Source organism: Atlanticothrix silvestris CENA357 (assembly GCF_016056295.1).
Classification (GTDB): Bacteria; Cyanobacteriota; Cyanobacteriia; order Cyanobacteriales; family Nostocaceae; genus Atlanticothrix; species Atlanticothrix silvestris.
Window position 1 is genome coordinate 78579 of record NZ_JAECZB010000014.1, and the last position, 21776, is coordinate 100354.

Consider the following 21776-nt stretch of genomic DNA (forward strand, 5'->3'; position numbering starts at 1 on the left):
TCATCTTAATGTTTCTTATCAGTACATGACATTTTTTACCATAAATTTTTCAACTATAAATTACTTAGATTTTAAATTTTAAGTGAATTTACTGATGTTATGCATTTTCTGTAGGGGTTAAATTCTAGTTGCAGTGAACCCAAAAGGAAATAGCCTAAAAACAACGAAAATCTAAGAGAGACACACATAATACACAAATTACTTCGTGCAGAACTTCATAAATTTGTAACAAAAATATTTGAGTTACAATCCCAAGTTTTTATTCACTTGCTAAAACTCAAAATTTCAAACTTTTACATCTACCAAGCAAGCTTCACACAAAGACTTAGTTACGAAAGCAAAAATCCTACTTCTAAGCGGGTTGCATCTTCACAAAACAAGCCAGGAATTTGGCAGCAGTAACAATAGTGATTGGTTGATGAACAGTAATGAAGTTGTATTGCATGGCTACAAATTATTTGTAGCTAATAGTTAGATGTTGAATTTTTATAGAAAATACTAAATATTATGGCAACTTATTCAGGATTTTCCGACCCAGGAAATAATACAGCCACAGCCTTAAATACTGCAACTTATATCGGTGGTTCTCTTACCAGTACAAGCAACATTTTTCAAGACTCTCTCAGCAGTCTTGATAGAGACGATTACTACAAATTTACTCTTAGTAGTTCTAGTATCGTTACCTTGAGTCTAGATGGATTAGCAGCAAATAGTGATGCCAATTTAATCTTGACAGACAGTAATAATAACACTATTACTGCTCCTAACTTACCTGGTAATGCCTCAGAAAATATACGTTTTACCCTTAATAACCAACCTCCCAACACTTATTATGCCCGGATTTATTTAGTTACTGCGGGAGTTAGCACAGCCTATAATCTCACTTTGTCAGCCGAGACCATTCTAGATAGTGGCATCGCTGACAATACAATTACAGAGGCAAACGCTAACAGAGATATTAGTGCAGCGGTCAATACTGGCAGTTACAGTGCAACTGATTTTGTCGCCAGTAGGGGCTTTGTTAAAGATGCTAGCGACTACTATAAATTCACCTTAAATAACAACGGCACTATTGGTATTAATCTCAATCCTTCAAGTGGTAATGCTGATATACAGTTGTTGAATAGTTCTGGACAGTCTCTTCAACCTGCGGCCACTAGTACTCAAACAGGTACAAACCCAGATTCCATAAATCGTTCTCTGGCCGCAGGTACTTACTATCTCCAGGTTTATGGAAGTGCAGACTCGACTAACTATAATTTGCAGGTTAATTTTACCGCAGATGCCCCAGATCAAGGAGGAAATACTTTAGCAACTGCAACTAGTATCAGTCTTCCTGCTACTATCTCAGATTTAGTTAATACTACTGATCCTCAAGACTATTACAAGTTCACTCTCGCCTCAACTGCTTTAGTTGATATCAGGTTTACATCACTCTCAGCAGATGCTAATTTAACACTCCAAAACCAAAATGGTAGTGCCATTGTTCCCACTACTACTCAGTCAGGAACAACCCTAGATGTAATTCACCGCAGCTTAAACCCTGGTACTTATAACATCCTAGTAACTCGTGCTGCTGGTACAACAGCAGCTAACTATACTCTGAGTGTAGTTGCCCAAACCATAAACCCAGATCAAGCTCTTAACAACACAACAAATGCCCAGAATTTAGGTACTTTAAACGGTTCTATTTCGCGCAGTGAGTTTGTGGGTAGCATAGATACTAATGATTACTATAAATTCAATCTTAATACCGCAAGTTCCTTCAATCTCACCCTTTCTGGTTTAAGTGATAATGCAGATATCCAACTAATTAGAAGCAATGGTCAAACAATACCATATACTAACCAAACGGGGACTACTAATGAAACCATCAACAATCTTTCCCTAAGTGCAGGTACATACTACATTTGTGTCTATCCCTCTGGTTCAGCCGAAACTTTCTACAACTTGGATATAACGGTAGAACCACAAGCCCAACAACTAGAAATAAATCCTGGGTCTAGTAGTTCTGATCCTGATAACTTGACCAATTGGAATAACACTTTATACTTTACTGCTAATGATGGTAGTACGGGTATTCAACTATGGAGGAGTAATGGAACTACAAACACCCGCATTACTAATGCTAGTGGTTTCAATCCTGATGATCTGATTGTTTTTAATAACAAGTTATACTTCACGGCTACTAATAGCACGTTCGGTAAAGAACTTTGGCAATATGACGGCAATTCTGTAAATAGAATTAGTGACATTAATCTAAATGCTGGCAGTTCTAACCCCAGTAATCTCACAGTCGTTGGTAACAAACTTTTCTTTACAGCAGTTGATAGTAGCAATACCAGAAAACTATGGGTTTATAACAGTACAAACGTCAGTTTAGTAGATATTAACCCTGGTTTCAGTAGTTCTCAATCACCCACTTTCACTACGTTTAACAGCAAGCTATTTTTTACAGCCAAAAATAATAGTGAACTTTGGTCAACTGATGGCACTGTAGGCGGTACGCAGGTTATTAGTGTGGGAGGAACTACTAAATCATATCCTGCACACTTGAGAGTAGTTGGTAGTACACTCTATTTCACTGCCAACGATGGTACAAGCGGCTTTGAGGTCTGGAAGTATCAAAGTGGTACAACAGCTAGTTTAGTAAAAGATATTACTCCTGGTAACAATGGCTATGCGCCAACATATTTAACAGGTGTTGGTAATACTCTGTACTTTGTCACAGATAGCAACAATGATTTCAACTTGGAACTGTGGAAGAGTGACGGTACAGCTAACGGAACCGTAAGAATTAAAAATGATGGGCAAGCACCCAATGTTGGTTTAGGGCCTTTTTCTTTAACTGCTATTGCTGATAGTCTCTACTTTATTGGCAACGACCAAACAACAGGTCTGGAATTATGGAAAACTGATGGTACAGATGCCAATACAGTATTAGTAAAAGATATTTGGACTGGTACAAACGTAAATACCCAGCCTAATAACAGTATTCCCACTAGTCTCGTTAATTTCAATGGCACCCTGGCTTTTGCTGCTTCTGATGGCACAAATAGGGAGGTGTGGTTAAGTGACGGCACAACTGCCAATACTCGGAAGGTTAGCAACATTAACGCTACAGGACTTGCTAACCCCGGTAGGCTGACTGTCGTTGGTACACAGCTGTTCTTCATCGCCAACAACGGGACTAACGGTACAGAGTTATACGTGCTTTAAACAGGAGGTGATTGATAAAAACAAAGTCTATCTAAACAATCAACTAAATTTAATGGGTTGTAGTTTCACTAAACTTTCAACCGTTTGTAGGCAAAGCAACAAATTGTTTGCCCCATTGATTTCAAGAGATTTGCTAACCGTCAACATAAATTGACACAAACACAAAAAAGAGGGAGATGTTTTCCAATATGAAGAACAAATTTTTAGCTCTTGTTGCTTTTGGTACTGCTGTTCTAGGTGGTGCGATTCTTTCTGCCCCTGCTAACGCTCAAATTGCTCCAAATACTGAAACAGAGACCATTAACGTCAATGTCACTGTCCCAGAGATTCTCTTCTTAAGAACTATTACAACTGCTAATGTAGCCATTACTCCCACTGATTTAGTTGGTGGAGCAGGAGCAGCATCACTAACTGCCGTTACTGGTAGTACTCCCCCCGCTTACACAGGCAGTGATAAGTCTACTGGTACTACTGTTGATACTGTATCTCCCTTTTCAGTGGGCGCAACAGCTGTAGCCAAAACCATTGACGATGCCTACATCGTTTGGTCTAACAGTCCCACAGGAACTTATGAGGTAAATATTACACCTAGTGCTTTTGTAAACGGCACTAATAATCTGACAGTTGCTATTAATGGTAGTGATGTTAGTACTGCCGCAATAGCTGCTGAAGGGTTAGTTACTGCTACTGCAAAAGATATTGTTTTGGATGTAACATTAGATGCTGCTGGAAAGGCTGGAACTTACACAGGTACTTTGACAGTTGATGCCTTCAGACCTAACTAACTCTTCTCTGGGTGACAGTGAAAGGAGAAATCTGACTCAAACCTGACAAGCAAAAGACAGATTGCTCTCTTTCTGCTGATGTAATTTAGTCAACTGGTTAACTTTTTAAATATCTCTCCAATTCCCTAGAACCTGGGGAGATATTCCCCATATTAAACCTATTAGCAACGAAGATTAGTAAAGATTTGATCTGTGTACATGATTTAAATGTGAACAATTTAGCAATATGTTATGGCATCTAACTAAAAGTTGGAAACGTTACCTGCTCAGCCCCATAGCTATCAGTATAGCTATATTAGCGTATCCACAAACACGCACTGTGGCACAATTCATCCCTACAGTTGAACCCACAGAGATTTACCAGTTAGCGACTCCTCAAAGACTGAAAATTCCTCCCATCGCACAATCAGAAATTTCTGTCACTGCCAAGAGTGAGTCAGTGACTAATCCAGGAGATTTATTAGCACCTCCCCAATTTAATACTTTGATTGTTCGGGAATTTCCTAATATTTGGCAGATGCGTGTTCCTGTTGACCAAGTGAATTTACTTTATGCCACTTATGAAATGAAAGCCGAAAATGGCAGGAGTAATGTAATTAGTAGTGAACAGCGGTCTAGTTCTGTGGTTCAAGTTGTTCTAGAGCCATTGCCCATCATAGAAATTTCTCGCGATTCCAATACTAATACAGCTTTGGTACAAGGTGGATTCCGATTAAAAATGGATGTTTCTGGTTCCCAAGTTGCAGGTCAATATACTGGGGAATTAGCGGTAATAGTAGACCGCCGTTAATTTCTCTACTTGGACTGAGAAAATAGTTGCTTTATGGTGTGTTTTAAAGTGAAAAATTTAATCCCTACATTGCCAAAATCAATAAATATTGCCTTGGGTGTAATGGGAGCATTAGCTCTAAGTATGCCTCCTGCAATAGCAATTAATGTTGGTGTGAGTCCGCCCAGATTTCACATAGATATGAACAGCAATAAAACACGTTCTCAAGCTATTCGTGTTTTAAACCTTGATTCTCAACCAGTTGAACTTAAGGTTTATGTACAATCATGGGTGATGAATGAAGAAAATAAAGTGCAAATAGTTCCTCCTAAAGAGCAATCTTTAGAGCAGTGGGTGGTTTTTACTCCTTCTAGATTTATTATTCCCCCTGGTGGTTCACAAACCGTTCGTTTTGCTATTCGTCCTAGAGTTAAGCCCCAGTCAGGAGAACATCGGGCAGTACTTTATTTTGAAGAAATACCCAAGACTATTTCACGCTCCAAAGGTGTAACTTTAGTTGGCAAACTAGGAGTTGCAATATACGGTTATGTAGGCGATATCAAAAGAATTGGTGTCTTAAATGCTGTAAATGTAGACACTAAAAAAGATACTCTGAATGCTGTTTTTGATATTTCTAGTCAAGGTAACGCATCTGTAAATATGCAAGGTCAATATGCTATTTGGCCGGCTGCTAAGTATCCAGGTGTGGAAGCGACAAAACCAATAGCTAATTTAAACAAGCCAGAAGCAAAAATTACCGAACCTGTAGCTGATGCAGGAGTTTTACCTACAACACTAGTTTTACCTGATACCCGTCGTCGAGTTTTGCTACCAATCACTAAAACCTTACCCCCTGGGAACTACGTTTTAGATATCAATGGTCAATTGAATGGTGTAGCGATTAAAAAAGGCATACCTTTTACTGTACCAGTGGATGCTCCATTAGCGAATAAGGTCAGCACTCAAACTCAACCTGCTGCTAACAAACTGAGAGATTCTCTCAAAAATCCTCAGCGCCGCAGGTAAGCTATTCCACATCTAAATTGCGTTAACTGGGCTGAGCAATATGCCTACTAGTTTGATGGAATTTAGATGTGCAAATTAAATGTGTTTTAGCTTTTGGATTTACAAAGGCTGAAATTTCGCTAGCTATGTTTTTTATCTTCCCAGCAATAATTTGTAGCCGGGAAGTTTCTTAGGCTACCTATACAAATTTTTGTACTTCAGTTTTATGATCTACCAACCTTCAACATCTCCCCCAGCAATCACAATTATACAGTCAGAGAATAGTTCTTGTAAAACGCAGTTAGATACCAGCGTTAGTCAAGAACATAAAGCAGTTGCCAAGGCGATCGCAACTCCTTCACCACCAGAAACATTACCACCTGAATTTGCTACGGATGACTCAGCGCATTCTTGCAAAGTAGATAATGAAAACATCACGGCTGGTAACTTAACTACTGAAAATGCTCTAGATTATTACACAAAACAACTTGTGGCTCAAAGTACGACACTACCAATAGTCTCCAAAGATTCAGCGAGTAGTGATATAAAAAGTACTCTCAGAAATATCAGGGATGCTGCTCATAATAATGATGCAAAAAATACGCTATTTGCTGACAAGGAACAGAAGTTTAAAAATGTAGTTACTCCAGACTCTACTAGCAGTGATGCGTTAAAAACTTCAGCAGATAAGAATAATCCTAATCCAAATACTCCAATTAATAATATATTAGCTGAAGCCAAGAATTTATTAGTCGGAGTATTCATCAACCAACAGGAAGTTGGTAGTTTACAAGTTATTCCAGAAGGCGGAAATTTATTAATTCCCCTGTCTGAATTTGCTCAAATTGCTGGATTTACAGTTGAAAGTATTGATGGCAGCAAAACCCAACTTAAAACACCTTTAGGCGTAGTAACTCTTATAGAGTCAGACTTGAGAAAAATTAATGGTATCACTTATATTAGCGATATCTTATTAAAAGAAAAACTACTCACTGATATAGAGCTAAAAACTTCAGATTTAGCCTTGAATGTTAATTTACCTTGGCGTAGAGGTAGTGGAGAATCGAGCAATCAAGCTATTGACCTCAAGCCTGAAGTTAGACCACCTAGCAGTGGTTTTTCAAATTTACGGCAAGAGTTAAATTATTACAGTAATTCTGGTAATACAAACTGGCGTAGTTCTACGCTTTTGGGCGGGCGTTTAGCAGGTGGTGCGTGGCGGCTACGTTTAGAGAATGATTTTGTTAACCAGCCCCAGCTCAGTGAATACTTTTACTTTAAGCGCTCAGGGCAATTGCTTTATCAAATAGGTCGCCAACAAATTGGGTTCAATCCTTTAGCTACTAGCCTCAATTTCACAGGAGCGCAGATCGGTTATACTAATCTACCCGCTGATAGGTTCAATACAAATTACAGTGCGACTGAGCTTTTACCAAGACGTTCCCAAGCTGTACAAACATTTCGTGGTCTAGTTCCCCCGGCCAGTTTTGTGCAGTTAAGAGTTGGCGGCATTGCGGTTGCTCAACAGCAGGTAGGGCTAAGTGGAGAATATGAATTTCTAGATATCAATTTGCCTACTGGTCAAAGTAATGAAATTGAATTGTTCATATTTGACCGTAATAATTTCAGCGTACCTGCGGAAATTCGTTCTTTAAGGCTTAATGCTTCCGATTTATTGTTACCATCGGGCGGTAATGTGCAGTTAGCAGGTATAGGTGTAACTGGTAACTATATCCAAAATAATTTATTAGACGATTTTAGTTCGACTCAATCAGGTCGGTTCACTGGATTTTATCAGGTACGTCAGGGTATTTCTGATAACTTAACCTTAGAAAGTTCTGTACAACTATTACCTGAAACAACACAGGCACAAGCAGGTTTTGCTTGGCGTTTGGCAAATCCTGTAATTTTATCAGCGAATGTCGGTACTTCTCGCGGTGAATTAGGTTATGCAGCTAATTTGGATATTCAGTTGGATCGGTTACAAATTTTGGGCGTTTCTGAATTATATCCAACAGGCTATTTTAACAGCATTAACAACAATCAATTACGCGATCGCACAAACAATGCTTTAGATGTCAGATATAAATTCAGTAATAACTTTAATCTGGGTTTTATTGCCCGCAGTTATCAAAATCAAAATGAATCAAGCACTTACATTTTGCCAACTTTTTCATTCCGCCCATTGTCTAACTTGTCTTTGAGAGGTACACCTGATTATCTTGGTAACTATTCATTAAACGCTTTCTATCAACCAACAAGCAACAGCAGGCTATCTTTTAACTCTTTTGGTAATGTTTATACAACAGATTTTGGCTATAACCTCAACCGTGATTATCTACTATCCTTTGGGACTGAATCTGGTGGTGATTTAGCAACTCGTTTCACTTTGGGGCTAAATTATAGCTCTCCTAGCCTTTCAGGGCTGAGTTGGCGGTTAGGATTAGGATACCGAGATGGAGAAATTGGGCCGGTTGTTGGTGCTAGTATGCGAGTTCTACCAGGTCTATTTGCTAGAGTTGACTATCAAGGCATTCCCTCTAGAAACAGAAACATTATTGGTGGGATTGGGGACGATCGCCTAACTATATCCTTAGTGTCAGATTTATCATTTGCTGGGGGCAGAATATCACCAGCTGAGTATAGTTCAGTTGGCAAAGACAGAGGAGCGATCGCTGGGCGAATGATGGTTGAAGGTGGCAGCAATGGTGCAGATCTTAGTGGCGGTCTAGTCCACGTTTACAATAACCGTGGTCGCAATGTTGGTAGTGCAAGAATAGACGCTCAAGGTAACTTCTTTGTTGGTAACTTGCGCGAAGGTAACTATGTAGTTCAACTTGACCCAGACGAGTTACCTATTGAAATTGCCTTACGGAAAACCTCCATAGTTGCGGAAGTAGCAGGTGCAGCTGTAACCAAGTTAGATTTCCCCGTCAGATTAGAGTATGGTATGGCAGGTAAAATCACTGATGTGACTGGTCAGCCAATGTCAGAAGTAGAAGTAGAACTAATTAATGCTGAAGGCAAACGAGTTTCTACAACCATGACTGACCAATTTGGTCTTTATCGCCTAGATGGCGTTCCTGTTGGTAACTACACATTACGGGTTCCGGCTCAAGAAGGCATCACCAATGGCATAAGTCTGCCTAACCTCCAAGTAGCGATTAACAAAGATTTCGTCTACGACCAAAATCTCAAGTTACCCATCGCAGCCGCAGCTAAAGAAATTAAAGAAAATGAACCAGCCCAAAAACCTTAGATATGTATAATCCAGGGCTAGAAGCGATCGCCCGATTTCATCTACTATATTTATTGTTCTCCAGTTGTATGGGCTACACCTGGCTACCCTGCGATCGTTATGCCGAAATCGAAAAAGAGCATTACTCCCATCAATTTAAACGATCCACAATATTATCTTAACCGAGAGTTAAGCTGGTTAGAGTTCAACGGTCGGGTATTACATGAAGCCTGTGACCCCAGAACGCCACTACTCGAACGACTTAAGTTCTTGGCAATCTTCAGTTCCAACTTAGATGAGTTTTTCATGGTGCGTGTTGCGGCTTTGAAGCAACAAGTAGAAGCGAAAGTTAGCCTGTTAACTCCCGATGGACGGACACCACAACAACAGCTAGATGACATTAGGTCTACCCTGGTTCCGCAGATCACAAAACAGCACCAGCACTTTGACCAAGCGTTGCAACCGCTGCTAGCAAATCACGGGATTCATATCCTGGATTACATTAATTTGTCTCAAAAACAGCGGACTTATTTGGATAACTACTATGAAGACCAAATATTTCCGGTTTTAACTCCTCTGGCTGTTGACCCTAGCCATCCCTTTCCCTACATTTCCAATCTCAGCCTGAATTTGGCAGTTGTGGTCAAAAACCCAGATACCGAAGAAGAATTTTTTGCTAGAGTCAAAGTCCCCAGTGTTTTGCCGCGATTTTTGCCTTTACCGCCAGAGTTGGGAATCCAAGAAAACGAACAACCTGCCAACTGGACAGGTGTACCTTTAGAACAGGCGATCGCTCACAACCTAGAGTCTTTATTTCCGGGAATGAATATTCAGGAATATCATCCCTTCCGAATTACCCGCGATGCCGATTTAGCTTTAGAAGAAGATGAAGCTGATGATTTATTGCTAGCGATCGAACAAGAACTGCGAAAACGCCGCATGGGTGGAACTCCAGTCCGGCTAGAAATTCAATCCCAGACCCCTGAAGCCATCCGTTCTAGATTATTGCAAGATTTGGAATTAACAGAAAGCGATATTTATGAAGTCGATGGTCTTTTAGGACTGCGAGATTTGATGTATTTTATGGCATTACCATTGCCAGAACTCAAAGATCCACCACGCCAGTCTGTAGTACCTCCTCGTCTACAACGCCTCAGAGAGCCGAGTTTAAGTCTAGATGCGTTGGATGTGGAAGAAGGCAAAGACTTCTTTGCTGTGATTCGGGAAAAGGATTTATTAGTTCACCATCCTTATCAATCTTTTTCAGCATCAGTAGTGCGGTTTATTACCCATGCTGCTCACGACCCGAATGTATTGGCGATCAAAATGACTCTTTATCGGACTTCGGGAGATTCGCCCATAGTTAACGCCTTAATTGCCGCTGCCGAAAATGGAAAACAAGTGTCTGTATTAGTCGAATTAAAAGCCCGGTTTGATGAAGAGAATAATATTTACTGGGCAAGGCGTTTAGAGAGAGTTGGTGTTCATGTTGTCTATGGTTTAGTGGGTCTTAAAACTCATAGCAAAATAGTTTTGGTGGTGCGGCGGGAAAAAGACCGGATGCGCCGTTATGTGCATATTGGCACTGGCAACTATAATCCCAAAACAGCGCGACTGTATACAGACTTAGGGTTATTTAGCTGTCGGGAAGAATTGGGTGCTGATATTACAGATGTATTTAATTTTTTAACAGGCTATTCCTTGCAAAAGTCTTATCGAGAATTGCTGGTTGCACCTGTAAATATGCGCGATCGCTTTTTATCATTAATTCATCGTGAAATAGAGAATGTCCAAAAGGGGTTTTCTGGGCGCATCGTTGCCAAAATGAACTCTTTGGTTGATCCACAAATTATTACCACTTTATACGAAGCTTCCCGCGCCGGAGTGCAAATTGATTTAATAATTCGAGGCATTTGCTGCTTGCGCCCTGGACTTCAAGACATCAGCGAAAATATTCGTGTCATTAGCATTATCGGTCGATTTTTAGAACACTCACGAATTTTTTACTTTTACAACAACGAACAAGAAGAAATTTATATTGGCAGTGCCGACTGGATGCGTCGCAACCTAGACCGCAGAGTTGAAGTAATTACTTTAGTTAAAGACCCAGACATTGCAAAAGATTTGCAAGAAATTATGGGAATTATGTTAGCAGATAACCGCCAAGCTTGGGATTTACAATCTGATGGCAGTTATGTCCAACGTCAACCCTGTGAGGATTGTCCAGAAACTAACTCGCAAAAAACTCTCATGAATATGGCATTACGTTCAACGGGTATGGTCTCAAATCTAATTGATGCCAAAACAAATTCTTCTTATACAGACAACTAAACATTTAATTGATTTTTTTTAGTAAATTTTAATTTTTCACGAGTTATTAATTAATCTCTATGGATGAAGCAGATTTATTCATCCATAGGATAGAGTAATTGCTGGTGCTTGTTCTCGTAAGCTATATAAAGCTATCGTTTTTATTATTTTATTTTCCTTGAATGTTAATGTTGTCCTGTGAATTTTCTACCTTGCGTGTTTTAGTAGCAGATGATCACGAGCTAACTCGTTTGACCTTACAATTAGCTTTTTCTTGTCAGGAAAATATCCAAGTAGTAGGGTTAGCAAGTAATGGCCAAGAAGCTATCGAAATGGTTAAACGCCATCACCCTGATGTGATTGTTTTAGATTTACAGATGCCAGTCATGGATGGCTGGAGTGCTTCTAGTCATATCAAAGCTATTTCTCCACAGACTCAAATATTAGCTTATTCTTCAGTAGAAGACGTGAGTTTTGCACAGACAAAAGCAATGCCTAGTTTTGATGATGTTTGCAAGAAAGATGTCCCAACCACTGAACTCATCGCTTTAGTAAGGCAGCTAGGAAAGCGTTCAGGAGATGCTTCTATGGCAGGGTAAATCATGCTGCAAAGTTGCTGGTTGATTATCTCAGGGTTAATTACACTCTGGAGAATGAAAATTATTGCATTGTTAATATGTATCGGTGGAACCGCCAATTGACGATTTCACCGACTTGTTTTTTTATCCTTGATGTTACTTAGTTGCGCTTAATTACAGGAATTAAGCCGAGTAAAATTTGTCACTGCGACCGGAATGTAGTGTGAGAAGTAATCCTAGAGTTTTAGGTGATTATCTCGCTATCACTGGTAATGACGAAATTAATTTCCAGTTTCCGGGATGGTGCGTTTAAATTCGTCAATTAACTCATCCAATTCTTCTAGAGCCTGATTTACATCAACTCTCAAAATTCCTAAATTAGGTTGCTCTAAGAGGCTGAGCAGGTACTCGCGTTTACTTTGAACTACGGCGATTCGTTCTTTTATAGTCTGTAAATCCATTTCTTTCTTCCAGTCCTAAAATATCCTCAAGTTTAAAGTTAACTCAAAAAAGGTAAGGCTTGTATCTCCTGGCTTAATCTAGGTAACTTCATTGAGAAATCTCAGGTTCTGAGTTCTTACTCTTCCCTAAGTTGTTACTTATAGTCGATGATAGTAGAACTGATGTATTAAAAGTTCATACTATTTTCAGCTCATGTTACGCCAAATTTCTTTGGGAACACTCGGTTTAACCGTTGGCAGTATATTAACCATTGTTGGTTTTGTTGCCTACGCTGCCAATAATGCCACACTAAACCTTGTAGGCTTTTTTTACGGTTTTCCTCTATTGCTGGGAGGATTGGCACTCAAAGCCAATGAAATGAAACCTATACCCTTCAGCCAAACTACAACGCCGTCGGTATTACTCTTGCGAAAGCAGCAAGCAACTGTGACTCAAAATAAAATTCGCAAAGATATTACCAGATACTGCTATGGTCAAGAGGCTCATTTAGACATGGCCTTATCTTATCTGAATCTGAGTCCGACAGATGAAGAACGACCAATAGTCACAGGTTTACGAGAAATCGAAGTTAATGGCGCTTATACCTTAATTTTAGAATTTGATTCGCCGTGTATACCAATTAATGATTGGCAGGAAAAACAGGAAAAAATGACTAAATATTTTGGCCCAGGAGTGGAAGTTCAAATAACACAACCAAGTGAAAATAAAATTGAATTAGCATTAATTACTGTTAAACAAGAGTAATTAGTCAAAAGTCAATAGTTTTGTAATCACTATTGACTTTTGATTTAAAAACTACTTTTCTAAACGTACTGCATACCACTGCAAATATTCTCCAGGGCTAATATCCAATTCGCAAGTTGTATCTATTAAATATTGTGCTTGCTCTTCCACAGAATTAAATTTGTGCAAATCTGGTGGTAAGTCCTGAAAATTAATTTTTTGCAAAACAATTTTTAGTTTTTCTAATAATTCTGATGCTGTCAAAAATTGTTCTGGTTGATTTGTTTCTAGAACAACAAAATTATCCTGCTGGTACATTAATGAATCTGGCATTTTTGGTTAATCTAAATATAGTTTGATTCCAGCCAATATCATTTCAGATCATTTATTGGCTATTTGGTATAAGAATATATAATCTTAGTTTTGACTAGCCAATAAATCGTACTTTACAAAGTGAAGCAGATTAAACTTAATTTAAAACTCTTATCTTATTTTAAGCAGTACAGGGGCTTGTGAGAAAAATTTATTTACCTTCTAAAGGTAAACATTCAAGGACTAAGACAGCTTACCTGAGAGATATTGCGACTATTTTGAGCATTTTATCAGGTCAAAATAAAGATTTTAAGTTAAATTGCCAGGGAAGTTGGACTTTATTCACTTTCAGTCTAAAGCCATAAAAAAATGGGATGAGCAGTCACTAGATAATAAAGTTTTGCACACACCTTAATATTAACCTAATGCAATTTATGTAATTATCCCCAAACAGAAGTCTGTTCCAGGCTGGCAATTACTTTAAATGAGTTACAGTCGAGTAACGCCAAAATTGAGTATTAGTTATTTTCTGATTGCAGTTTGTTAACTGCTTATATTCTCCTCAGTATGTATAACAGGTAACAGAAAACAAAGAATAGGGTTGAAATCTCTTGGTATCCAGGTTTGATGATTAGTTTATATCCTAAACTAAGTGAGAATTTCTATATCTAAAGTAACTATAAAGTAAAGAATTGAGGTATACATTTAAAGTTTTGCTCAGTTTTCTTCAAAATTGCAATTACACTTGTTTACTAGGGAAATATAAGAGTAACATTTTCTACCAAAACCATACCTGAAAAAAGGTAAACATTACTTTTAAGTTTTAAATAAATAGTTTATGCAATTTAGTTATCTATCTTTTTCTTGGCTCAGAACAATTAATCAGTCTGTTGTCCAACAATAGAAGAGTATGAAGGCAGACACACCTTTGTTACAAATTCTAACTTCGATAGGGGAGAAATTATTATTACGCGATCGCATCATCGGCCATTCTCAAAATATTTCTGCAATTTCTTGGTTTAATCAATTGTTAAACCAGAGACTAGTGTTATCAAACACTCAAAAACTCAGTAAATTTTGGAGGGATACTTTGCCTGTTTGTGTCCGTCTGGTAACAAACGAGCAATTTTTTCACTTAAAAACAATGTTCTATTTGTTTTCTAGCAAATAGAGCTTTCAGTAGGATTTTGACTGTAAACAACTCTTTTTTATAAGCAATTTGGCTATGAGCGCCAGGTTTTTCCTGGTTTGTCTCTCCCCGATACTTTCATTTTCTGTGGAACGCAACTCATGTCAGGCATAAGCCCATTTTCTCTTTCTAAACAACCTCCATTAATTCTGGTGGCTGATGATGACAAGGCCATCCGAGTGCTGTTGCGTAAAGCTATGGAACAAGAAGGCTATCGTGTGGTCGAGGTTACTGATGGTAAGCAGTGTTTAGATGCTTATGAGACTGTCAAACCAGATATAGTTTTGCTGGATGCTGTCATGCCTGTAATGGATGGTTTTACTTGTTGCAAGCACTTACTCCAAATTGCTAGAAATAATTTGATGTCGGCACTTGCAAGCCTTGATACTGATTCTGGCTTGGGCAATACTGTGATTTCAAAGTTATGGGGGCGTACTCCAATATTGATGATTACAAGCTTAGATGATGAACAATCTGTAGACCGTGCTTTTGAGGCAGGAGCGACTGACTATGTAACTAAGCCAATTCACTGGGCGGTGTTGCGCCAGCGCTTACGACAACTGTTGCAGCAAGCGCAAGTATACAAACAATTAGAAGAGGCAAACTTGGCTTTACAGCAACTAGCCAATGTTGATGGCTTAACTGGGTTGGCTAATCGTCGCCGTTTTGACAATTATCTAAATACACAATGGATTAATTTGGCACAGGAGGAGTCTGCTCTGTCGTTGATTTTATGCGATATAGATTTCTTTAAATTTTACAACGATCAATATGGTCATCCGGCAGGTGATCTCTGCTTACAAAAGGTGGGTACTATCTTAAGCAATAAAGCACAGAAACATCAAGATTTAGTAGCACGTTATGGTGGTGAAGAATTTGCGGTGATTATGCCACATACCCATGCAAACGGTGCAATTCATGTTGCCAAAGCGATACAAGCTGGAGTTAGAAATTTGCAAATTGCCCACCGTGGGTCTGCGGTAAATCAGTCTGTAACTCTAAGTATAGGAGTATCTAGTATTATTCCAACCTGGGAATCTTCACCTTCAGATTTGATTTTGGCAGCAGACAAAGCACTTTATCGTGCTAAAGCAGAAGGGCGCGATCGCATTGTTCTCAATTGAGTGTTTGTTAGTTGTTAGTTGTTAGTTGTCAGCGATGCACTGAGCTTGCCGAAGTGTTGTCAGTTGTTAGTGGGACTTTGATATTTTGGAGGCTAAAAATTACTGAAACCTAGATATGTCAAGAAAACAGGTTAATCGACGTTAAACATTTACTACATAAGCTTTTGAAGGTATTTTTAAGATAGTTTTCCTCTAAGTCTCGTTAATTGCTTTTTTCTTTGCAACTGACCACTGACCACTGACCACTGATCACTGACCATTGACCACTAACCACTGACTAAGAGGGATACACTGGCAAGGTGAAGTGAAACCATGCTCCGCCATTGGGGGCAGAGTCTACCCAAATTTGGCCGTAGTGTGCCCTAACAATACGCTGACATAAACAAAGACCAATACCGTAGCCTTCTGTTTTTTCATCTCGTTGTAAACGGAAGTGGTTTTCAAAGATGCGATCGCGATTTTCTATAGGAATACCAGGGCCGTTATCGCCAATACTAAACTGAACTTTTTGGGTGGTGCGGTGCAAACCAGCAATGCTAATCTTGCCGCCTTCTGGTGTGTATTTAATGGCATTATCTAACAGATTGACTAACACTTGGCGTATACGTTCTTGATCGGCATATACATAAGGTAAGTCTTGGGGGATATCTGTCTCCATTTCTTGGGATTTAGCGGTGTAGCGATCGCGTAATTCCTCAAGTACACTAAAGCAGAGTTGGCCTAGTTCCATTTTTTGCGGTATTATAGGAAGCTCTGTATCGTTGCCGCGACCCACTTGTAAAAGATCGGCGATCATCCGATCAATTGTCTTGGTTTGGTTACGGGCTTGCTTTAATAAATGCGCTGTCATTGCTGGTTTTAAGCGTTGAAAATTTCCCGTTTCTATACTGTAATTAGATTGAAGAGTTTCTATGGCGATCGCCGCAGCCGTTAAAGGATTGCGGAGGTCGTGTGCCAGCATAGCAATCACTCTATCTTTAAATTGCAGCTGCTCTTGGAGTTTATCTTTTTCCTGTTTCAAACGGAAAATTTCGTCTGACAGGCGCATGAGTTCCGCAGAAACAGCAACAGAACGGATTGTTGATTTAGGAGACGAGACTCGACTATTGTCATCTATACGCCCTTGTAAATCTTCCTGCAATTTTAAGTAGGCATCTACAGCCGTTTGCCAGCGCGGCCACCAATTTTTCAATTGGGCAATAATATTACTCCCAGCTAAAACCTGTCTAGGCTCTGGGTGGATTTTAATTAAAGCTGGCGTTGCTACCAATTTAAAGTGTTCCGCCAAATATGGTTGTTGCCCGACATCAATAATTTGAAGTTCAAAATTATACTCAGCCTGCAATTCTTTTAAGTAAGCACGTATTCGCTGTACTTGTTGTCGTGACTTAGGCCGTCCATCGATGAACAGCAACAGTTGGAGTGGAGCCTCAGAATAAATAGGCTGATCCTGGGAAACTTGCATGTAATCGTGTTTCAGCACTGGTAACAACCTGGCGACGCTTTGCAGAAAGTAAAATGGACTGACAGTTGTCGATGGTCGTTCTTTTTTTCAATTTAATATCTATTTTAGATTCTTCATACTCTTATCAGATCTGCGTTTTTAACATGAGATACATCTTTTTCAGCCTTTTACTTGCTTTTTGCTCAGATCATCTTCAAAAAACCCCTTGTTTCTTGAATATAAGTCCTAATCTTTCCTAAACTACAACTTTGTTTATAAGTCAACAGGTGAAAGATTTTATACTTGGATAGCAAACAAACACTAACTGAGCCAGATATTAATCAGATGTAAGTTGTGTGTAGACAATGAACTGTTCCAACCACAACCACAGAAGATTTTTTTAACTGCCAGTATAAAAGTCCTAGAACTTTGTATAGCTTTAGAGTACATTAGTAGGCTTACCGAGAAACGTTTCCCCTTTACCCGACTAGTTAACTGTGCTACAAGCACAAATTTACTGCTATTTGTATACTTCTAGCCAGAAATTATTAAAACTTCCTTCAGTTTTACACCAGCCCAAGTAAAATTTTCCTCGGAAACTCGATTTACGGAATTCTAGGAAACCTGCTGTAAAACTCAACCACTTTGCTGACAACGTTGATCCCCAAATATGGTAGATTTACGCTGAATAGGTAGAGATGCCTGGCACTGAAGTTTTCCAGGTATTGCTATCTCCATCTGAGTAATGTCCCCTGAATTTTTTTTAGATTGTTTGCAATCTAGCGTCAGTGAGCGCTTTTTTCCCTCCTTTGGGTGATGCTAAGGGGGGAATTTAATCTAAGTTTAGCACTTTTGAGGGTTGGCGATCGCTTTCAAATACGACATCTAGCAAGGGATTACAGCTTTATACTAAATGTGATCAACTCTCTGCGAAAAATTATCTAACTGCATAAAATATCGACAGTCTGCGCTAGGGTAGGAATTGACACGCGTTCTTTGACTGCCTGTGCTTCCCTATAAACGTCCAGCTATCTTAATGAGTTTGGCTGTTCTATTTTCTTCTTTAACAGCCTGTGCTAACATTCCAACCGCTAAAAACTTAGAACAGTCTTTAGCGGCAGATCCTCGGTTGCAAAACAATCCTGCGATTTTTGCGGAAACTCAAGAGGGTGAAGCACAAGCAGGACAAAATCAACCTACACTTCAATTACCAGCAGATTTTCCCAAAGATATCCCGTTATATCCCAACGCTGAACTCCAGGAAGTGACACCTACCAGCGGCTCAGAAAATAAGGTATCCACTCGCTGGCTGAGTTTTGATCCCAGTAATTTGATCACTAGCTTTTATCGTAACCAGTTTCAGACAAACAATTGGCAGGTTTTGCAACAGCCTCCAGATGAAGCGGGAGGTGCTTTTGAGGCGCGTCGGAATAATTTGCTGGTAAAGGTGTCTATTCAACCCCAATCAGTCACTAACTCTACAGCCAATCAACCACAAACAGCTACCACATTACTGATTGAGTACACACCTAATACAACAACAACACAACCTAACCCAACTACTAGCCCTAGCGAAACCACTGATAACCCTCCCCAACCAGGTGATCCACAATTCATTGGCCCTATACCGCAGACAAATTTAGCCACACAGTCAGAAAATACAGTTGAAGGTCAAACAACTACTACAGCCACATCTACATCTCAAGAATTTAGTGATCTGAACAAAGCACCGCAAGAGCTACGGCAATATATCCAAGACTTAACAGGCTTAGGTGTTTTTTCTATAAATTCCCAGACAAATAAGAGCAACTCTAATGTTCCAACTAACCAATTTGAGCCAGCTAAAACTATTACCCGCCGAGAATATGCTCGTTGGCTAGTTGCCACTAACAATGCCATGTATGCTAGTAATCCAGCCAAGCAGATTCGTCTAGCTGCGGAAACTACTCAACCTGCTTTTAGTGATGTGTCAAAAACAGATCCAGATTTTCCAGAAATTCAGGGTTTAGCTGAAGCTGGGTTAATTCCTAGTTCTTTATCGGGTGATTCTACAACAGTTTTGTTTCGTCCCGATGCCCCCCTGACAAGGGAGCAGTTGATTTTGTGGAAAGTACCGCTGGATACTCGCCAAGCTTTACCTAGCGCCAACTTAGATGCTGTCAAGCAAACTTGGGGTTTCCAGGATGTGGGGAAAATTGACCCCAAAGCTCTACGCGCAGTATTAGCAGATTTTCAAAATGGTGAACAATCGAATATTCGCCGGGTGTTCGGCTACACAACATTGTTTCAACCCAAAAAACCTGTGACTCGTGCAGAAGCCGCAGCGGCTTTGTGGTATTTCGGGACTCAAGGTGAGGGTATATCTGCTGTTGAAGCTTTGAAGGTGAAAACTCCGCAAAACTAACTCTATTTTCTCTCTAAATCAACGTCTATGCTTGAAACCCCTGTTTTTAAATATGGGGTTCCCTTTCCCCTTTCCCCCTTCGCCTTTTCCCTTCTTCATATAGACCACTAGTGGTAGGTTAGGCTGCTTGTCTACCCTACTCAGTATTTCTGGCATTCAAACTTTATATTTGCTTTGCAAGAGGGTTGTGAATAATAAAAATCAAGTAAATTTATAGATTTTAAGCAATTTTACCCTATATAGTACTTATTAATATTTCAAGCTCTATTAAATAAAATTACGCAAATAAAACTGATTAAGAGTGCTTGGCTTTGCGATCGCTTACCGAGACAATTCGTAGGTTGATCATCCCTCGCTTCTAATTTTGATACAGCACAAGTCATACAACGTTTAGATAAGTATGAAAAAGCAATTGATGGCGGCAGGATTTGTTCTTTTCTCGTTCGTGCTGCCGCTGAAAGCTGAAGCTTTTACAGGGCTTTATGTGTTTGGCGATAGTCTATCTGATAATGGCAATGTGTTTAACTTTACTAATGGTTTAGTAAATCCTAATACAGCCATCCCACCTAGCCCGCCATACTTTCCAGGACGTTTTTCCAACGGTTCAATCTGGGTAGACTATTTTGGAAACAAACTAGGTTTAACACCGACCTTGTTTACAAATATACAAAGTCCTACAACTATTCCTAACCAAGGGATTAACTATGCGATCGGAGGTTCTTCCTCTGGATTAGGTAATACCTTAGTCTCTGATCCATTACCGGGAATACTGGCGCAAGTCGGTCTGTTCAGGCAAAGCTTGTTAACAAATCAGAAGCAGGCTGACCCGAACGCCCTCTATGCTATTTGGGGAGGTGCAAATGATTACTTATTTGGTCAAAATGTTTCTGACTATAGTCAAATAGTTAGTAATTTATCCAATTCAGTTGCATTACTAGCTGAAGCTGGAGCTAAAAACATCATAGTGTTTAACTTGCCAGATTTAGGCAAGTCTCCATTTGCAATAGCTAGTGGAAGTTCCAATCAATTATCTGATTTGACTAAAAGCCACAATACAGAACTGGCAAAAAATTTGGATCAATTTAACTCGATACCTGACATTAATATCATTAGTGTTGACGTGTACTCTCTGTTTAACAAGGTAGTGGACAATCAAGAAGAATTTGGTTTCACAAATGTTAATGCCCCCTGTATAGTAGGTAGCTTCGAGGACATTAATTCAGGTAATTTTACTATATGTAATAATCCAAACGACTTTTTATTTTTTGATGCTGTTCATCCAACTACAGGCGCTCATCGTCTAATAGCAGATGCTGCTTTAGCGGCAATTCCCGAACCTTCAGCTGTATTAGGGATGTTAGCACTTGGGGCTTTGGGTGCAGGAAGCGTGCTAAAACGCCAACAAAAAAAGTCTAATTTTACTCCAATAAATCAGGTTCTTGCCGCACAATCATCTCATACAACGGTTGAAAACTAAACCAACCCAGATAATGTGACCCTACTTGGGAGTGTGCCAAACTAGCATATTCAGGTTGGATTGGACTAGGTTTACCAGCAGCCTCTGCCATTAATTGAGCTTGGCAAGAACGCTCCATTGCAACAAACCACCAAGCAGCCTCATCAACTGAGTGACCCACTGTGAGTAAACCGTGGTTTTTCAGAATGATGGCTTTATTATTGTCCAAGGTTTGGGCAATACGTTTGCCTTCTTCTAGTTCCAGAACCACACCTGTATAGTCATTAAATAGACTATGGTCTTGGTAAAAAGCACAAGCATCTTGGGTGAGGGGGTCAAGCAGACGGCCGAGACTAGACCAGCTTTTGCCGTAGACCGAATGGGCATGAGCTGCTGCTACTACATCCGGACGAGCTGCATGAACTTGGGAATGAATTGCAAAAGCTGCCTGATTGACTGGGCGATCGCCTGCAATTACCTCACCCAGGTGGTTAACTAAGATCAGGTCACTGACTCGAATCAAACCGAAGTGCATCCCAAAAGGGTTTACCCAAAAATGTTCTGGATGTTCTGGATCGCGGGCAGTAATATGTCCAGCAATACCTTCGTCAAATCCATAGCGGGAAAATAGACGCAATGCTGCTGCTAACCTTTGCTGGCGATAAAGACGTTCATCTGCAAAGGAAGTGAATGTTGGTGGTTGAGGAGTCTTTGGTTGCTCTGTGGATATAACTTGCATCTTCTAAAGTACGTAATTG

Annotated in this window: 15 protein-coding genes; 11 read left to right on the forward strand and 4 right to left on the reverse strand. The window is 39.6% G+C overall.

The window, feature by feature from the left end:
• The first annotated feature begins 507 nt into the window (after window positions 1-507).
• From I8751_RS08755 to I8751_RS08785, 7 genes are all read left to right on the forward strand, one after another.
• Complete coding sequence (locus I8751_RS08755) at window positions 508-3219, forward strand: pre-peptidase C-terminal domain-containing protein (RefSeq protein WP_214438780.1); 2712 nt, start codon at window positions 508-510, stop codon at window positions 3217-3219.
• A 188-nt stretch (window positions 3220-3407) separates the two neighbouring features.
• The gene (locus I8751_RS08760) at window positions 3408-4004 is read left to right on the forward strand and encodes a hypothetical protein (RefSeq protein WP_214438781.1); all 597 of its coding nucleotides are present in this window, start codon (window positions 3408-3410) and stop codon (window positions 4002-4004) included.
• 226 nt (window positions 4005-4230) lie between these two features.
• Window positions 4231-4794 (forward strand): hypothetical protein, encoded by a 564-nt coding sequence (locus tag I8751_RS08765; RefSeq protein WP_214438782.1) that lies wholly within the window; start codon window positions 4231-4233, stop codon window positions 4792-4794.
• A 33-nt stretch (window positions 4795-4827) separates the two neighbouring features.
• Window positions 4828-5799 (forward strand): fimbrial biogenesis chaperone, encoded by a 972-nt coding sequence (locus I8751_RS08770; RefSeq protein WP_214438783.1) that lies wholly within the window; start codon window positions 4828-4830, stop codon window positions 5797-5799.
• A 205-nt stretch (window positions 5800-6004) separates the two neighbouring features.
• The gene (locus I8751_RS08775; protein WP_214438784.1) at window positions 6005-9037 is read left to right on the forward strand and encodes a carboxypeptidase regulatory-like domain-containing protein; all 3033 of its coding nucleotides are present in this window, start codon (window positions 6005-6007) and stop codon (window positions 9035-9037) included.
• Window positions 9038-9136: 99 nt separating this feature from the next.
• Window positions 9137-11347 carry a polyphosphate kinase 1 gene (gene ppk1 / locus I8751_RS08780; protein ID WP_214438785.1) on the forward strand — a complete coding sequence of 737 codons (2211 nt, stop codon included), beginning with the start codon at window positions 9137-9139 and terminating at the stop codon, window positions 11345-11347.
• A gap of 161 nt (window positions 11348-11508) precedes the next feature.
• The gene (locus I8751_RS08785; RefSeq protein WP_214438786.1) at window positions 11509-11925 is read left to right on the forward strand and encodes a response regulator; all 417 of its coding nucleotides are present in this window, start codon (window positions 11509-11511) and stop codon (window positions 11923-11925) included.
• Between the two features lie 260 nt (window positions 11926-12185).
• On the opposite strand, the gene I8751_RS08790 is transcribed toward I8751_RS08785, so the two are convergent.
• Complete coding sequence (locus tag I8751_RS08790) at window positions 12186-12365, reverse strand: hypothetical protein (protein WP_214438787.1); 180 nt, start codon at window positions 12363-12365, stop codon at window positions 12186-12188.
• Window positions 12366-12558: 193 nt separating this feature from the next.
• Here I8751_RS08790 and I8751_RS08795 point away from each other — a divergent pair, with 193 nt between their 5' ends.
• Window positions 12559-13110: a DUF2854 domain-containing protein gene (locus tag I8751_RS08795; protein ID WP_214438788.1), complete on the forward strand. Its 552-nt coding sequence runs from the start codon at window positions 12559-12561 to the stop codon at window positions 13108-13110.
• Between the two features lie 51 nt (window positions 13111-13161).
• On the opposite strand, the gene I8751_RS08800 is transcribed toward I8751_RS08795, so the two are convergent.
• Window positions 13162-13422 carry a chlororespiratory reduction protein 7 gene (locus I8751_RS08800; protein ID WP_214438789.1) on the reverse strand — a complete coding sequence of 87 codons (261 nt, stop codon included), beginning with the start codon at window positions 13420-13422 and terminating at the stop codon, window positions 13162-13164.
• A 1269-nt stretch (window positions 13423-14691) separates the two neighbouring features.
• On the opposite strand from I8751_RS08800, the gene I8751_RS08805 reads away from it, so the two are divergent.
• The gene (locus I8751_RS08805) at window positions 14692-15714 is read left to right on the forward strand and encodes a response regulator (RefSeq protein WP_214438790.1); all 1023 of its coding nucleotides are present in this window, start codon (window positions 14692-14694) and stop codon (window positions 15712-15714) included.
• Between the two features lie 277 nt (window positions 15715-15991).
• Here I8751_RS08805 and I8751_RS08810 read toward each other — a convergent pair whose 3' ends face one another.
• The gene (locus I8751_RS08810) at window positions 15992-17197 is read right to left on the reverse strand and encodes a histidine kinase (RefSeq protein WP_214438791.1); all 1206 of its coding nucleotides are present in this window, start codon (window positions 17195-17197) and stop codon (window positions 15992-15994) included.
• A 967-nt stretch (window positions 17198-18164) separates the two neighbouring features.
• Between I8751_RS08810 and I8751_RS08815 the strand changes: the two genes are divergently transcribed.
• The gene (locus I8751_RS08815; RefSeq protein ID WP_214438792.1) at window positions 18165-19562 is read left to right on the forward strand and encodes an S-layer homology domain-containing protein; all 1398 of its coding nucleotides are present in this window, start codon (window positions 18165-18167) and stop codon (window positions 19560-19562) included.
• A gap of 400 nt (window positions 19563-19962) precedes the next feature.
• Entirely contained in the window at window positions 19963-21039 is a 1077-nt protein-coding gene (locus I8751_RS08820; protein WP_214438793.1) for an SGNH/GDSL hydrolase family protein, read from the forward strand.
• On the opposite strand, the gene I8751_RS08825 is transcribed toward I8751_RS08820, so the two are convergent.
• Window positions 20981-21757, reverse strand: a complete 777-nt coding sequence (locus I8751_RS08825; RefSeq protein WP_214438794.1) for a class II aldolase/adducin family protein — start codon at window positions 21755-21757, stop codon at window positions 20981-20983. The genes I8751_RS08820 and I8751_RS08825 overlap by 59 nt on opposite strands.
• Between the last annotated feature and the right edge of the window lie 19 nt (window positions 21758-21776).